Raw genomic sequence first — 14,962 nt, forward strand, 5'->3', positions numbered from 1 at the left:
GAGGAATTAAAATTATGCCATTAAAGATTACAGATTTACGCATAGATCCCACCAGCCTTGGAGAAACTTTTCTCCTTGCCGACATTACGCCTAGTTATGAGTATAAAGACGGGGCAAGAACTGATAAGCTGGACGGATACCGTTACTCGGTAGTTTTGCCGGCGCATAAAATGGAAAAGTTGAGTGTAAAAGTTTCAAATAAAATTCCTCTCGTCGATATTGGAAATAGCGAGGGAATACCGATTGGGACAGCGGTGAAATTTTCAAATTTGGAAGTTGGCTCATATTACTCCAAGACACAGGGAATTTGTATTACGGCTAAGGCCGACAGTGTGGATTTTGCCAAATGAAAAAGAAGAAAAAATTCAAAAACGTATCCTTATACTGTAAACCTGTCAATAGTCCGTTGTATTTCTGCATAACTGCTACCCTTATTGGAATTATCGGGAGAGGTTTTCTGGTGGAGAACCTCTCCCCTTCTTTTTTATATTCGTTCTTTTCCTACTTGTGGTCTGCGGTTATATTATTCGGCATAATAAGGCTGTGGCTATGGTATCGAAAGCAGCGTTTTTACATTAAGTTAGAGAAAAATTTGTATTTTTTCTTGCAGTCTTATAATTTATGCCAGACAGAAATCATTGATAGAGAGAAGGTGGTTTCCAATTCAGCAGTATTCGGCTACCTTTTAAACGATACAGAAATTATCATCAGAGCATACAAACAAGGGGATATCTATACTGACAAAATGAACCAGTTCGATACTTCCTTATCTGCTTTACTTGGTTTACCGCTGGAAAATAAGATTGATACAATCAGTTATTGCGATTATATTTTCAGCAGATATAAAGACAGACGCATCATTATCAATCATTCAAACGCCGCTTATAACAATACAACCATCCTGCCTTTGAGCAATAATTTAGCGTGGAATATTTTGAAGCAACCGCACTTATTATTAGCAGGAGTCACGGGTTCAGGCAAGACAACATTTTTAAACTACCTCATTATTGAGATGAAGAAAATGCAAGCTGATATTTATATCTGTGACCCGAAACGTTCAGACCTTGCAAGCCTTAAAAGTATTCTTGGGGCTGAATATGTGGCAAGTGACGTAAACAACATTGCCAAGCTATCCCGCATTGTAAAAGAAAAAATGGAACAACGGTTTATTGACTACAAGGAAAACGCAGATCATTTTGTATATGGATATTCTTTTGTTGATTACAAGCTAAATCCAATCTTTATTCTGTTTGATGAATTGGGAGCGTTCCGAGCCAGTGCGGATAAAAAAGTATTTGCAGAAACTATGGCAAACTTGACCGAGGTGATTTTGAAAGGGCGGGAAATGGGTGTATTTTGCGTTTTAAGCACACAACAGCCAAATGCCAATAATATTCCCACCGAACTGCGAGATAATCTTTCTGTGCGGATTGCCCTAGGGAATATGAGCAGCGAAGCATATCGAATGGTATTCGGTGAGGATATTAAGGATTTATCTTCCATCAGTGCTGTGGGAGGCGGTTATATTTATTTGGATGGTTTAGGTTGGTCAAAGCCGAAATCATTTGAAGCGCCGTACTTGGACTACAAAAAATTTAATTTCATCGAGGAGTTGAAAAAATATCAGCAAAATATATCAGACGGAAATCATTAGACCTCATTTCTTTTGTGTTTTCACAGTTTGCGGAGCATAACTGAGCGGAGCGATAAAAACACAAAAGAATGAGGTGTCACAAGCCCGCAGGCTTGTGTAACTTAACTTGATATATAGGACAACATCTGGAGAATTTTCAATGTATTCTCGAAGTAAACTATGAGGGTTTTACTTTGAAAAGCAAGGTGGACTATTACAATGTGAAAATCATTGAAACACCTACAAGCATTGAAGTTTGGGAGTATCTGGACAAGCCGGTCATTCACACAGTTAAAACGGAAAAAGAAAAGAAAAAAGAATTAGATATTCAAGAATACAAGGAAGAAAAAAACGCTTCGGAGCATTATGACGCACTAAAACGCAAACAGAAACATTATGAAAATATGCGCTGGGTACTTGCAAGAATTATTGATTGTAATTTTGATGATAAAACAAAATTCATGACCTTGACATTCAAAGAGAACATTGACGATGTAGCATATACAAATTACGAATTTAACAAATTTATTAAAAGATTAAATTTTTATCTATATAACAGCAAAAAACAGCAACTAAAATATTTGGCGGTATGGGAAAAGCAGAAGCGAGGGGCAATTCATTACCATGTGATATTTTTTGATTTTCCATATATTAAACACGAGATTTTGCAAAAGGTTTGGGGGCATGGCTTCATAAAGATCAACAAGGTCGATGTAGATAGTAAAGATAACAGAGGAAGATATGTCAGTAAATATTTTTCAAAGAACATTGACGAAAGAGATTATAAGCAGAAAGCCTTTTTTAAGTCACAGAATTTGAAAATGCCCCAAATTGATTATTTGAAAGTAGAAGGCTGTTTGGACTTTTCTAATGACAATGTGGTGTTTACCAAAACATATTCCTGGAAATCCCCGGAGTTTAATCCGTGGGATTTGGAGAATTACCTATCGTTTACAGAAAGCACTGTACGATACACCAAAATTAGAAAGGAAATCGGTTCTTATGACGATAACCAAAAATGAATTGATGGCACTTGGATTTGGTATCAGTCAATCTTCTGATATTATCCGTAAGGCTAAAAGACTAATGGTAAACAAAGGATTTGCCTATTATGACAACAAACGTCTGGGACGGGTTCCGGTAGAAGCCGTTGAAGAAATCCTAGGATTAAAAATAACACCACCGAAAGAGGTGGTGTGAATGCCAAAAATTTCAAATGTCTATCAGGATAAGAAAAGCGGAAAGTGGTATTTTGTAGCGAATTTAGGGTATGACGAAAAAGGAAACCGGATTCGCCATTGGCAGAGAGGATTCAGTACGCAAAAGGAAGCCAAAGCCGCTTATGATGAGTATATGAACAATTACTCTAAAACAGCAGTCAAAACCAATAGCACCATGAGTTATAGAGAATTTTATGAAACATACTTTGAACCGGATTATAAGCGTTCTGTTGGAAAATCCACTTTTGAAAATCGCAAGTCTACTATGAGATTGCATTTCACATTCTTTTATAAAACAAAATTAAGAGATATTAACGCTGTTATGCTGAAAAAATGGCAAAATAAATTGTCCGAAAAATATTCCAACTCTTATATCAGGAATATATACGGCATTTTTCAAATGAGTTTGGATTTGGCTGTAAAACTTGGATTGCTTCAAGTAAATGTTGCGAAGCAGGTTGGAAATGTAAAAAAAGTTTCACAAAAAATTGATTTTTGGACTTTCGAGGAATTTCAAAAAGTAATCGCAATGATTGACAAATCAGATTATTACCAGCATTTTTCTTTTATATTCCTTTGGCTTATGTTTATGACTGGTTTGCGGATAGGAGAAGCGCAGGCATTGTTATGGGAAAAAGATATTAACTTTACAGAGAAAACCTTGTCCGTCAGCAAATCCATGTACTATAAAAATGCGAATGAGTTTTACATCAAAGAACCAAAAACAAAAGCTGGAAATCGGGTGATTGCGTTAGATGATACAACGATTCAATATTTATTGGAATGGCAGGAGGTGCAGCGGAAAAATGTCCCTTCAAAATATGTCTTATCGTATAACGGACTGCCCACTAATAAAAGTACTGCAAGGCATATTTTGGAACGACATTCTAAGCTTGCGGGAGTTCACAGGATAAAAATTCACGCATTAAGGCACAGTCACGCCAGCCTTTTAATATCTCTTGGTGAAAACGCTTTGGTTGTACGTGACAGGCTCGGACATGAGGACATAGAAACCACATTAGGCACTTATGGGCATTTATATCCAAATACAAACAGAGAGGTCGCAGACAGGCTCTCAGGCTTACTTACAGAGAATACAAAATAGAAATGGGGTAAATTTATGGCTACATACGTTATGAGTGATATTCATGGAAATTACGAGAAATACCAACAGGCATTAAAGGCAATCAAATTGCAGGAAAATGATACTTTGTATGTACTTGGCGATGTGGTTGACAGAGGGACAGGCTCTTGTAAAATCCTTTTTGATATGATGTGCCACTTTAATATCATTCCCCTGCTTGGCAATCATGAATTCATGGCTCTGTCTGTATTGTCCAAATTGGTGGAAGAAATAACAGAAGATACGCTTGACAGTTTTAATCAGGACTTTGTGACAGGTATGCTCACATGGTTTGAAAACGGGGGACAAAGCACATTAGAGGAATTTAAAACGCTCTCACCAGAAGATAGACAAACAATATTAGAATATTTGGAAGAATTTGAACTCTATGAAGAAATTGCAATCAACGGTCAGGATTACATTCTGGTTCATGCAGGATTAGATAATTTTAAGAAAACAAAGAGATTAAGTGATTATCAACTGTATGAAATAATATGGGCAGAAACCAACTATGATAAAGTGTATTTTGAAGATAAAATTTTGATTACAGGACATACACCCGTACAGCTTCTATCCAATGGAAGAAATGAAAAAATCCTCAAAATGAACAACCACATCGCAATCGACTGTGGTTGTGGATTTAACGGAAAATTAGGGGTGTTATGTCTTGATACTATGGAAGAAATGTACTTTTAAAGAATTTGATTTACTATCAAAGAATATGTGTTGGTTGCAAAATGGTTGCTACATATAAGGAAATCCCCTTGAAAGCCTTATAAAATCAGGCTTTCAAGGGGACTATACGTTACTCCCACTCAATGGTTGCCGGGGGCTTAGATGTGATGTCGTAAACAATACGGTTAATATGCGCGACTTCATTTACAATACGGACCGAAATTCGATCCAGAACCTCATACGGAATACGGGCCCAATCCGCCGTCATAAAGTCTGTTGTTGTAACAGAACGTAGTGCCAGTGTGTAGTCATAGGTGCGTCCATCCCCCATGACACCAACCGAACGCATATTGGTCAGTACCGCAAAATACTGGTTCATCGTGTGTTCCAAACCTGCCTTCGCGATCTCGTCGCGGAAAATAAAATCTGCTTCGCGCAGAATATCCAGTTTCTCTTTCGTGATATCACCGATAACACGGATCGCCAAGCCCGGACCCGGGAACGGCTGACGCATCACAAGATACTCCGGCAGGTCAAGTTCACGACCGAGTTGGCGTACCTCATCCTTGAACAGCAATCGCAGTGGCTCAATGATTTCCTTGAAATCCACAAAATCCGGAAGACCACCTACATTATGATGACTCTTGATGACCGCGGCATCGCCTGCGCCGGACTCAATGACATCCGGGTAGATTGTACCCTGTACCAGATAGTCGACTTTGCCGATTTTTTTGCCTTCTTCTTCAAAGACACGGATGAATTCCTCACCGATGATCTTGCGCTTGGTTTCCGGATCGGATACACCTGCCAGTTTACCAAGGAAACGAGCCTCTGCATCAACGCGAATGAAATTAATATCCCACTTTGCAAATGCAGCCTCAACCTCATCGCCTTCATCCTTACGCATGAGGCCATGATCGACAAAAACACAAGTCAGCTGGTTGCCGACAGCTTCGGCCAGAAGCGCCGCAGCAACAGAAGAGTCCACGCCGCCGGACAGTGCAAGCAGAACCTTACCGGTTCCAACCTTTTCGCGAATGGTGCGAATCGAGTTGTTCTTGTAGTCCTCCATGGTCCAATCGCCCTTAGCGCCGCAAACCTCATAGAGGAAATTCTTCAGCATCAACGAACCGTTTTCAGTATGGTTCACTTCCGGATGATACTGTACACCATAAAAGCCGCGCGCCTCATCTGCAATTGCTGCGGTCGGGCACATTTCCGTATGCGCTACCAAGGAGAAGCCTTCCGGCACCTTTGCCATATAGTCGCCATGGCTCATCCAGGAAATCCCCTGCTCCGGCAACCCTTTAAACAGCTTGCAGGAAGTGTTATAAAATGTTTCCGTTTTTCCGTACTCACGCGCAGTGTCCTCCTGCGCCGCAGTCACTTCGCCGCCGAGCGTATGCGCCATCAACTGACAGCCATAGCAGATGCCCAGCACAGGGATACCCAGCTCAAACAACGCAGGGTCACATTTTGGGGACTTTTCATCATACACGCTGTTGGGGCCGCCGGTAAAAATAATGCCGATTGGATTCATTGCACGAATTTCATCAATCGAGGTTTTATACGGCTTCACCTCACAATACACATGATGCTCACGCACACGGCGTGCAATCAGCTGATTGTACTGACCGCCAAAATCCAGCACAAGAACAAACTGATGATTCTCCATCGTCGAACTCCTTTCTATTCCTTGCTTTCCTGCTTAAAATTATGCCACATTCCTGCAATTTCGGCAAGTATTTTCGTATGATTTTCCTTCATTCAGCAAGCCTTCCGAAACTTCGCCGAAAGTTCTGGCAATTTTATGCATAAAGCCCTTCAATTCGGTGCATACTGCCCATCAGAAACACCGTTCGGAAAGGGTGAACAAATTTGAAAGCAGATAAAAAACTGTGGACTGCTGTGATACTGCTTCCTGTCACCATTTTGATTATGGCGGCAGCCATTGCCTCCAGCCTGTCAACCGCATCAGCTGCAGGAAATATCCCCGTAGCGCAGGTGGTCGAAGCGGAAACATACGTTGAAATTCCTATCGAAGTAGAGTTGCAAGCCATGGATACGGTCAATGATATTGTGTTATATCAGCTCACCGAAGAGCCTCGTCTCGGAACGGCCAACATACAGGGTAATATATTATCCTATTCTCCGGGTGCCAAAGCAGGAAAAGACAAGTTTTCCTATACTGCAGTCGACGCGGAAGGCAACACCGCGCAGGCAGCAAGCATCACCATCAATGTACAGAAGAATCGTGCGGGCCTCACCTATTCGGATATGGTCGGTAATCCTGCCCATTATGCCGCCATCTATCTTGCAGAAAACGGCGTCATGACCGGCGAAAGCATTGGCGGATGCTCCTTTTTCCGCCCTACTCAAACCGTAACACGCAGTGAATTTATTGCGATGGCAACATCCATCGCGGACCTCCCTGTCGAGCCTACAGAACAAACTGATTTCGCAGACGACGGAGGACTGTCTGCGTGGGCAAAGCCCTTTGTGAGTACGGCTGCTGCCAACGGACTGGTTAACGGCTACCAAACCTCCGGTGGACTAAACGAAATTCGAGGTCAAAACCCGATTACGCTGGCCGAAGCAAGCGTGATTATCAACAATCTTCTGTCCGAATCCATGGACGGTCTGCAATATACGCTAGCGGACACACACAGCGATATGGATTGGGCGCGCAGTGCCATCAGCAGTCTGGACCGTTTGGATATTCTGTCCCCTCTTGCAGCTATGCAGAGTGATGACAGTCCCATCACACGGCAGGACGCCTGTGAAATGCTGTATCGAGCCATGTGTTTGATGCGAAAATAAACGCCCTTGCGCGTTAAGAGCCCGGTTTAGGAGAATTCTAAACCGGGCTTTATGCTGTTTGCTCCTCCCTTCCCTCTGAATGCAGTAGCAAGTCTGCCACCTCCTGTAAACTTGTGGCATGCCAGAAAGCGTGATAAAATGTAAGCAGTTCTTTTCCTGTCGTGCTGTCACAAAAAAAGGAGGATATTTATGAAAAAGCTGTTTGCCATGCTATTGACGGTCAGTCTGCTGATGGTATCTGCCGGCGCTGCATCCACACAGTCCAGCAACTGGGCACAAGAGGCTGTGTGGACCGCACAAGAAGCCGGGCTGGTGCCGGAAACGCTGAACACGTCCTATGATACTGCCATCACACGAGCAGAATTCTGTTCACTTGCCGCTTCCCTGTATCGCATTTGGGAAGCAAACGGCCAACTCAAGGACATTACACCTAGTTCGGTTTCCTTCACCGACTGTACAGACGAGGATGTTCTGCTGTGTGCATCCATCGGTGTGGTAAACGGTGTTGGCGACGGACGGTTTGCCCCCGACTCCCCGATTCAGCGGCAGGAAGCAGCATCCATGCTGCATCGTTTGGCCGCACTGCGCACCGACTATGCTGGCAGCACGAAAAATAAGATGCCGCACGTTTTTTTCGACGGTGAAAACATTCGCTCATGGGCGCGCAGCGACGTGTATTGGGCATATAATAGCGGGGTGATGACCGGTACGGGAGATAATGCATTTGACCCAACCGGACAGTACACGCGCGAACAATCCATCGTCACTATCCTGCGGCTCTACGATGCGTCGTATGCTGCTTTGCCTGTGCCAAATACGGAAGCACCTTATCATGCTGTCCTTGATTACTCTGGTGCAGGTGTATCCCGTATGCATCTGGAGGATAAAGACGGCAATCACCTGCTGACCGATTTTGAAGATACCGACGGTTATTTCTATGACATCACCGTATTCGGCGACTGGGTTGGCCTGATGTGGAACGACAACGCTAATGTTGCGCTGTATCAGCCTGCAACCGGCAAACGGATCGATGGTTATATATTCGATGGCATCGATGAGAAAAACGGGGTAGCATGGGCATGGGCCTATGATGATGAAAATGCTTTGGTTGTTTATGCCGACGGTACAACGGGAAAAAAATTTATCCCTAAAACTGTATGGAGTGAAGGGCGCGCCATTGTATGGGCGAATGCCAATACGTTGGCCGCCATTGATAAAAACGGCAATACGCTTTGGCAGTATAAGACCTCCTTCAATCAGGATACTCTTGTCTACGGCTTAGGAGATCGAGTGGTGATTGAGCAAGACAATACCAATACGCTGCTTGCAAACGGCAAACTGGGCACCGCTCAGACCTATACTATCATCCCCAATAAATGGAGCGCCAACTATATTGGCGGCGATAACGGATACTACACGCTTTACGACCAGAATGGTAAAGCACTGACCGGCAGCTATGCCAATGCACTTGATGAGGTTGGACAGGATATTTACTGCCGCTGGGTGAGTGACACCCAGTACGAGTACTTTCATTGTGCGGCAGGCGGCAACCCGACCACATTGTTTACAGTCACGGTAACGAATGGTCGTCCGGGCGTGTTGCCGACCGATGGAGCGGGCGTATATGCGCTGCAAACCAGTCAAAATACGATTGCTTGCTTTGACCGGTTTGGCACTATAATCGGCACAATACAAACGCCATTCACTTTAGACAGTCTGGCTGATATCACGTTTGAAAATGGCTGCATTCGTGTTACACGCATGGACATAGGTGCAGATACCTCTACACAGACAATGCTGTATCTTCCCACTGGCGAACCCATTGCATGATGCGCTGGTGCAACTACTTAAAAACACGGTACATGATGTCCACGAATGATAGATGAACAAGTATTTGTGTGGTATAATATGGTAGCGAAATAAATAGAGCATTTCTCAACGCACGTGAACGATACTTGATTGGAGGTACTTTGCAATAAAATCTGCTCGAAAGCGAATTCTTTCCCTGCTCCTTAGCATGACAATCCTGCTTGCCCTACTGCCTACTTCCGCTTTTGCGGCCAGTTTGTCGGATTATCGCAGAACGCTTATTACAACGACGCGGTGAACTGGGCAGTCGAAAATGATATCACTTCCGGCACCGGCGGAACCTATTTCTCCCCTGCCGAATCCTGCAGCCCCGCTCAGACGGTAACCTTTCTCTGGCGTGCAGTCGGACAACCCAAAGCAAGCGGCACCAGTCCGTTTGTAGATGTTGCGGCAAATGCCTATTATTTCAGCGCTGTTCGCTGGGCAGTCACGGAAGGAATTACCGCCGGCACTTCTGCCAGCACCTTTGCACCCGATCAGCCTTGCACCCGCGCAGAAATCGCAACGTTCCTGTACCGTGCTTCGGATGTTTATGTGGCGCCTGATTCGGATACCGATACCACAGTCGTGGTACCGGAAAAACCGCAGGAGTTAACAGATGAGGAGATACAGACGCTGCTCGGTCAACCGGATATTCAGGGCGCAACCGCCTAACTGGAGCGCAACTCACGCCTGCACAAGCACTAAATATGACAACATAACCATCCCGACCCCCGAACAAGAGCAGCAGGCGCAGGAGGATGCCGAAAAGCAGGCTCAGGAAGAAGCTTTGATGACAAAACTACTTGCTGTCTGCCATGAACAAATCGATTCTTTCCCCTACAATACTATAGAATCGCTGCAAGCCGCAGAAAGCATCACCTACGATGATGTTAAAAACTATATTTACATTCCTGCAGACCAATACATGTATTTAGATGTCCTGAAAGCCGAGAAACAGCTGATTATCGAATGGAAAAGCACCCATCCCGAATATGCAATGTCCGGTTTTGACCGTAATTCTATCAAAGACGGAAAATGGTATCTGACCGTAATCCGAAATGATATTTTCGATGAGATTGCCCGCCGCGAGGCACTGGCTCAGGAAGAACAGGCCGTTCATGCAGATGAGATTGAGCTGATTCTGCAGAAAGCCATCCAAGATGCCACATATTATGAATATCAGGTAGATGGCTATACCTATGAAGCGCTCCAAGATGCTTGCGATGATATGCAACAAAACGGATATGCTTTCGGAGATTATACCAATAAGGATTACAGTCTCAGCCCACAGTCCAACGGTAAGGTATTCATTGTCAACTACAAATGGGGTGAAGACGAAACTGAGCGTCAGGCTGAGATCATCCGCACGGCTATCCGCAACGGACAAACAACCGTAACATTGAGTGGTCAGTACGATGATCGCAAAGTCAGCGAATATTACTATGCTTATAACGCTGCTGAACGGGTTGGTAAAAATGGTTATTCATTCGATGGCCTGACCGCCGGGGTGGACTATACTTTGGATACCTCAATCCGCCATGATTCGAATATGGAAACTGAATGGTTTGAGGTGCGAATCACCTATCCTGCCCGCGAAGCGACACAAACTACAACAGAAACACAGTCCACGCCTGCAGCCTGATACTGTCCACAGCACACCGTAAGTGCGCGCGACAGCAAATAACAATCTGTCCAAAAAGTCCAGCGGTAGCTGGGCTTTTTCATTTGTATGAGGTAAAATATTATAGGTGGTGAGTGAGATGTTGGAACGCGGAAAAATGGACCGTGACGTAGTAGAGATTGTAGGGATAGACAGTTTGGTGCCGAAAGATCATCTGCTGCGAAAAATAGATCAGGCAGTGGATTTTAATTGCCTGTACGAAATGGTGGATCCATTATACTGTGAAGACAATGGCAGGCCGAGCGTAGACCCTGTGGTGCTGTTCAAAATGGTACTGATCCAGCATCTGTATGGTTTTCCCTCACTACGTCGGACAGCGGAGAAGATAAGCGGCAGTATTTATTACCGCTGGTTTCTGGGGTACACTTTGCAGGAGGAAACGCCTCATTTCTCCACGGTGAGCTATAATTTCCGTCATCGCTTTACCGAAGAGACGGTAGACCGTGTCTTTGCGTGGATTCTGGAGGAAGTGGCGCAGGCAGGATACCTTTCCCCTAAGGCGGTATTTGTGGACAGTACTCACATCAAAGCGAACGCCAATACCAAGAATCAGGTGAAGGTCCAGATTCCCGCGGCGTCCAAACACTATGCCAAGGAACTGATGGAAGAAGTAAACGCAGATCGAGAGGCCCATGGAAAGAAACCATTTGATGACGATGATGAACCACCGGCTCCTACCAAAAAGCACAGAGACAATACCTCTAAGAAAAAATTGGCCTGACGGAAGAAGAAGAAACAGCGTACCGTAACCCGAAGCGTAACCGATCCAGACAGCGGATTATTTGTAAAGGGAGACCACAAACGGCAGTTTGCGTATGAAGCCCACACCGCCTGTGTAAGCATGGATTTGTTCTGGAAACAGTGATTACCCCCGGAAATGTACATGACAGTGTTGCATTTGACGAGGTCTGCGACCGTGTGACCGAAGCTTTTCCCGAGGTGGAGACCATTGTTGCCGATTCTGCCTACAAGACCCCACACATCTGCAAAAAGATATTTGAAGATGGACGTGTGTTGTCCATCGCATATAAGCGGCCTCAGACCATGAAGGGCGGCCACGAGTGGTGGAAGTATGTGTATGACGAGTACTATGACTGCGTGCTCTGCCCGGAGTACCAGGCGTTGGCCTACCGCACCACCAACCGGGATGGATACCGGGAGTACAGGAGTAATCCGAATATATGTGTCAACTGTCCCACCCGACATTTGTGTACCCAATCGAAAAACTGTGTCAAAACGGTACAACGGCACATCTGGAGAGACTACGAGGACTTAGCCGATGACGCCCGCTATACTCCAAAATACCAGAAACTGTATAAACGGCGGAAGGAAACCATTGAGCGGGTCTTTGCCGATGCCAAGGAAAAACACGCTATGCGTTATACGCAGTACAGAGGCTTGGCTCAGGTGTCCAACTGGGTGAAGCTCAAATTTGCTGCCATGAATCTCAAAAAACTGGCCAGATGGTTGTGGAAGGAGAAGCTCTCTTCATTTGTTTTTATCCTCTTTTTCCCTCTATATGCAAGAAACCCGGTCCATGCTTAATGCATGAACCGGGTTTCTCGACAGACTGGGCTTTCTGTTGCAACTATTGGTCAGTATCAAATAGATTGCGCCACAAAGCTGATAGATGTAATCCGGCCGTCTTTTACTTCGATGGGCATCTTGTCTTTTGATACAGTCAAGGTTGTTCCATACAGATCTTCATACCGCTCCATGCTGTCGCCGACCCGCAATCCCCGGATCGAGGAATAACGATCTGTAACCAGCTTTACGCTCCGTATCTCCTTTCGGGATGCCGACCATTCGCGGTATCCGGAACCCAGAACCAGTTCGATATCGCCATCCGTATAGGTCTGCTCATAATACCCATCCAATCCAAGCGCGGGATGGGCATCATCTACTGGGTAAAATCGTTCTTGAACCGCAGTATCCAGCCCACTGAAGTCGCTTCCGACAGCAAATCCCGGTATGCCATTTTCGTTTCTTGCCATCGTAAGGATGACGCGCTGGTCATCCGGCTCCCAAATCACCTCGATCTGCCCACTCATCTGTATCACATGAACCGGAACAAAAATTCGTCCATTGTGAAGCTGCGGCAGAAGCGAAGCCTGTTCCACCCCGTAATCCCTGCGATAATTATCATCCGTGTGATGGGGCATCATGCTTCCATTTAGCATGTAATCTGTATTGTCCATCCAGATTTGTGAAAAGCACCAGTTCTCCGGATCGTTTCTTTCTGGCAATGCATAAAGTGCCCCGGAAATTCTCTTGCCGATGTACGTTGGCGCAATGATACCGCCAAATCGCTCAACCGTTTCCCGAAGCGGCAAATACGGGACACGATCCAGTAAAAACGGTGCGTTTTCCAAAGCAACAGGTTCACCGTTTATCAGGGCCGATGGCTCGGAAATTTTCATACTGATGGACAGGCCGGACACTTTGGGTACATCATTTTCCGGTTCTGCTGCAAACGCTGTGGGAAGCACAAGAGAGAGTAGCATGCAGCAAGCGATCATGCTATATTTCAGTCTTCGCATAGGCCCTTCCCTCCTATCATCCTACCCTTAACAGCCCTACCTTCATCAACTTTTACGAAACTCTCATATCCGGTACAGTTTCGCGGGAAATGATGATGGCCGCTTCCAGACGGGAAATCGTATCATTCGGACGATATCCTTTTTCATCTCCGATCACGATGCCGGCCTTTTGCAGTGCTAAAATGCTTTCAAAATAAGGGGTTTGGTCCGTGATATCCGGAAATGCGGACATATCACTGATCTCTGCCAGTTCCTGCTCCGGCAGTGCATTTGCAAACAGGTATGCCATCTGTGCGCGTGTAGCCGGTTGGTTATAATCGTCAAATTCTGTCCCGGTCATGATTCCCAGCGCAACACAATAGTCTACATAAGGCTGATACCACGCGGCACCCTGCGCCCGAACCGGAAATACACCCTGAAAGCCGTTATAAGTATTATGCACCATCGCCGCCATTTTTACCGCTTCGGCCACGGTCAGCGAACCGGACGGCGCAAAGCGGCTGTTGGACTGGCCATTCATGATGCCGAGCTCGCAAACGGTTTTGACCGCAGACTCTTGCGATGCAGCAATATCTTGGAATTTCCCGGCTGGATATTTGGCCTGCTCACGGAAGAACGTCAGGCTGGGAGTTTCTGCACGAGCGACAAACGGAATGCCAATCTCCTCACACCCTTGTTCTGCAGAAGAACCTTTTTCTCCATACACTGTCAAATCTCTGAACGGATAGTTGCCATGGATGTCGGCAGACATATAAAAGGCTCCGGGTGATACTTCTGTATCCGCAGGTATCCATACTGCCTTCAAACTAGAAGACCTGAATCCCCAATACCCGATCGAAGCCGACCGGTCAGGAAAATATAAAGCCGTCAAATCGTAATTTTCGCTAAAAACCAATGCGTCTATTGATGCTGGCCCCTGAAATGTGACCGAATGAAGATTATAACAGCCGGCAAAAACTGAATCTTCAAGATGAATGGAGCCAGGAAAAACGATTTGCGTGATGTTAGTGTCAAAAAATGCGTATCTGCCGACCGAAGAGACGCTTCCCGGGATTTCGACCGAAGTGACTGATTTCATATTGAAAAAGGCATAGTCGCCGATGCGTGTGACGCCTTCCTCAATGATTACTTTTTCAATATCCATGCCATACCAAGGGGCTATAGGCTCGTTTTGGAAGTTATAACCGGGGGCAGTATAGTTCGGCATAGCCCCTTCGCCGCTGATGGTCAGCGTTGTCCCGTCGACCGACCATGTGATCCCGCTGTTTTGCTCCGTAGTCGCTGCATATGCCGGCGATAGGCAGAAAAATAGCGCAACCAGAAAAATAACTGTGAGTCTTTTCATGTTACCAACCTCCTCTACTACATAATTACATGTCAAAAAGCAGCGGGATGCCAACATGCAAGCAATCGCCACAT

Annotated in this window: 14 protein-coding genes and 1 pseudogene; 12 read left to right on the forward strand and 3 right to left on the reverse strand. The window is 45.2% G+C overall.

Features of this window, described 5'->3' with window-relative positions:
- Window positions 1–14: 14 nt before the first annotated feature.
- The 6 genes from ACESSO_RS14960 to ACESSO_RS14985 all read left to right on the forward strand — a co-directional run bounded on the left by ACESSO_RS14960 (window position 15) and on the right by ACESSO_RS14985 (window position 4,672).
- Window positions 15–350, forward strand: a complete 336-nt coding sequence (locus tag ACESSO_RS14960) for a hypothetical protein (RefSeq protein WP_373166343.1) — start codon at window positions 15–17, stop codon at window positions 348–350.
- The gene (locus ACESSO_RS14965) at window positions 347–1,654 is read left to right on the forward strand and encodes an FtsK/SpoIIIE domain-containing protein (RefSeq protein WP_373166344.1); all 1,308 of its coding nucleotides are present in this window, start codon (window positions 347–349) and stop codon (window positions 1,652–1,654) included. The genes ACESSO_RS14960 and ACESSO_RS14965 overlap by 4 nt, the downstream gene beginning before the upstream one ends.
- Window positions 1,655–1,854: 200 nt before the next feature.
- Window positions 1,855–2,655 (forward strand): Rep protein, encoded by an 801-nt coding sequence (locus ACESSO_RS14970; RefSeq protein WP_373166345.1) that lies wholly within the window; start codon window positions 1,855–1,857, stop codon window positions 2,653–2,655.
- A complete protein-coding gene (locus ACESSO_RS14975) occupies window positions 2,636–2,833 on the forward strand; it encodes a DUF3173 domain-containing protein (protein ID WP_373166346.1) in 198 nt (65 codons plus the stop codon). The genes ACESSO_RS14970 and ACESSO_RS14975 overlap by 20 nt, the downstream gene beginning before the upstream one ends.
- Complete coding sequence (locus tag ACESSO_RS14980) at window positions 2,834–3,958, forward strand: tyrosine-type recombinase/integrase (RefSeq protein WP_373166348.1); 1,125 nt, start codon at window positions 2,834–2,836, stop codon at window positions 3,956–3,958.
- Between the two features lie 15 nt (window positions 3,959–3,973).
- Window positions 3,974–4,672, forward strand: coding sequence for a metallophosphoesterase (locus tag ACESSO_RS14985; protein WP_373166349.1), 699 nt, complete (start codon window positions 3,974–3,976; stop codon window positions 4,670–4,672).
- 109 nt (window positions 4,673–4,781) lie between these two features.
- Here ACESSO_RS14985 and guaA read toward each other — a convergent pair whose 3' ends face one another.
- Window positions 4,782–6,326 carry a glutamine-hydrolyzing GMP synthase gene (gene guaA / locus ACESSO_RS14990; RefSeq protein WP_373166350.1) on the reverse strand — a complete coding sequence of 515 codons (1,545 nt, stop codon included), beginning with the start codon at window positions 6,324–6,326 and terminating at the stop codon, window positions 4,782–4,784.
- 203 nt (window positions 6,327–6,529) lie between these two features.
- On the opposite strand from guaA, the gene ACESSO_RS14995 reads away from it, so the two are divergent.
- From ACESSO_RS14995 to ACESSO_RS15020, 6 genes and pseudogenes are all read left to right on the forward strand, one after another.
- Window positions 6,530–7,471 (forward strand): S-layer homology domain-containing protein, encoded by a 942-nt coding sequence (locus ACESSO_RS14995; RefSeq protein WP_373166351.1) that lies wholly within the window; start codon window positions 6,530–6,532, stop codon window positions 7,469–7,471.
- Window positions 7,472–7,660: 189 nt separating this feature from the next.
- A complete protein-coding gene (locus ACESSO_RS15000) occupies window positions 7,661–9,301 on the forward strand; it encodes an S-layer homology domain-containing protein (RefSeq protein ID WP_373166352.1) in 1,641 nt (546 codons plus the stop codon).
- A 270-nt stretch (window positions 9,302–9,571) separates the two neighbouring features.
- A pseudogene (locus ACESSO_RS15005) lies at window positions 9,572–9,994 on the forward strand (S-layer homology domain-containing protein); the annotation flags it as partial.
- A 118-nt stretch (window positions 9,995–10,112) separates the two neighbouring features.
- Window positions 10,113–10,964: a hypothetical protein gene (locus ACESSO_RS15010; RefSeq protein WP_373166353.1), complete on the forward strand. Its 852-nt coding sequence runs from the start codon at window positions 10,113–10,115 to the stop codon at window positions 10,962–10,964.
- A gap of 118 nt (window positions 10,965–11,082) precedes the next feature.
- Window positions 11,083–11,724: a transposase gene (locus ACESSO_RS15015; protein WP_373166354.1), complete on the forward strand. Its 642-nt coding sequence runs from the start codon at window positions 11,083–11,085 to the stop codon at window positions 11,722–11,724.
- A 140-nt stretch (window positions 11,725–11,864) separates the two neighbouring features.
- Window positions 11,865–12,548 (forward strand): transposase, encoded by a 684-nt coding sequence (locus ACESSO_RS15020; RefSeq protein ID WP_373166355.1) that lies wholly within the window; start codon window positions 11,865–11,867, stop codon window positions 12,546–12,548.
- Window positions 12,549–12,604: 56 nt separating this feature from the next.
- Here ACESSO_RS15020 and ACESSO_RS15025 read toward each other — a convergent pair whose 3' ends face one another.
- Entirely contained in the window at window positions 12,605–13,543 is a 939-nt protein-coding gene (locus tag ACESSO_RS15025) for a hypothetical protein (RefSeq protein ID WP_373166356.1), read from the reverse strand.
- A gap of 52 nt (window positions 13,544–13,595) precedes the next feature.
- Entirely contained in the window at window positions 13,596–14,888 is a 1,293-nt protein-coding gene (locus ACESSO_RS15030) for a leucine-rich repeat protein (RefSeq protein WP_373166357.1), read from the reverse strand.
- Window positions 14,889–14,962: the final 74 nt, after the last annotated feature.

It is taken from the genome of Agathobaculum sp. Marseille-P7918 (assembly GCF_964248325.1).
In the GTDB taxonomy this organism is placed as follows: Bacteria; Bacillota; Clostridia; order Oscillospirales; family Butyricicoccaceae; genus Agathobaculum.

What these genes read in the sequence shown, in the direction of transcription:
- ACESSO_RS15010 (WP_373166353.1), top strand. Translation starts at nt 10,113, where the DNA reads ATGACAAAACTACTTGCTGTCTGCCATGAACAAATCGATTCTTTCCCC.
- ACESSO_RS15025 (WP_373166356.1), bottom strand. Translation starts at nt 13,543, where the DNA reads ATGCGAAGACTGAAATATAGCATGATCGCTTGCTGCATGCTACTCTCT.
- ACESSO_RS15030 (WP_373166357.1), bottom strand. Translation starts at nt 14,888, where the DNA reads ATGAAAAGACTCACAGTTATTTTTCTGGTTGCGCTATTTTTCTGCCTA.
- ACESSO_RS15015 (WP_373166354.1), top strand. Translation starts at nt 11,083, where the DNA reads ATGTTGGAACGCGGAAAAATGGACCGTGACGTAGTAGAGATTGTAGGG.
- ACESSO_RS14985 (WP_373166349.1), top strand. Translation starts at nt 3,974, where the DNA reads ATGGCTACATACGTTATGAGTGATATTCATGGAAATTACGAGAAATAC.
- ACESSO_RS15000 (WP_373166352.1), top strand. Translation starts at nt 7,661, where the DNA reads ATGAAAAAGCTGTTTGCCATGCTATTGACGGTCAGTCTGCTGATGGTA.
- ACESSO_RS14960 (WP_373166343.1), top strand. Translation starts at nt 15, where the DNA reads ATGCCATTAAAGATTACAGATTTACGCATAGATCCCACCAGCCTTGGA.
- ACESSO_RS14975 (WP_373166346.1), top strand. Translation starts at nt 2,636, where the DNA reads ATGACGATAACCAAAAATGAATTGATGGCACTTGGATTTGGTATCAGT.
- ACESSO_RS14965 (WP_373166344.1), top strand. Translation starts at nt 347, where the DNA reads ATGAAAAAGAAGAAAAAATTCAAAAACGTATCCTTATACTGTAAACCT.
- guaA (WP_373166350.1), bottom strand. Translation starts at nt 6,326, where the DNA reads ATGGAGAATCATCAGTTTGTTCTTGTGCTGGATTTTGGCGGTCAGTAC.
- ACESSO_RS14980 (WP_373166348.1), top strand. Translation starts at nt 2,834, where the DNA reads ATGCCAAAAATTTCAAATGTCTATCAGGATAAGAAAAGCGGAAAGTGG.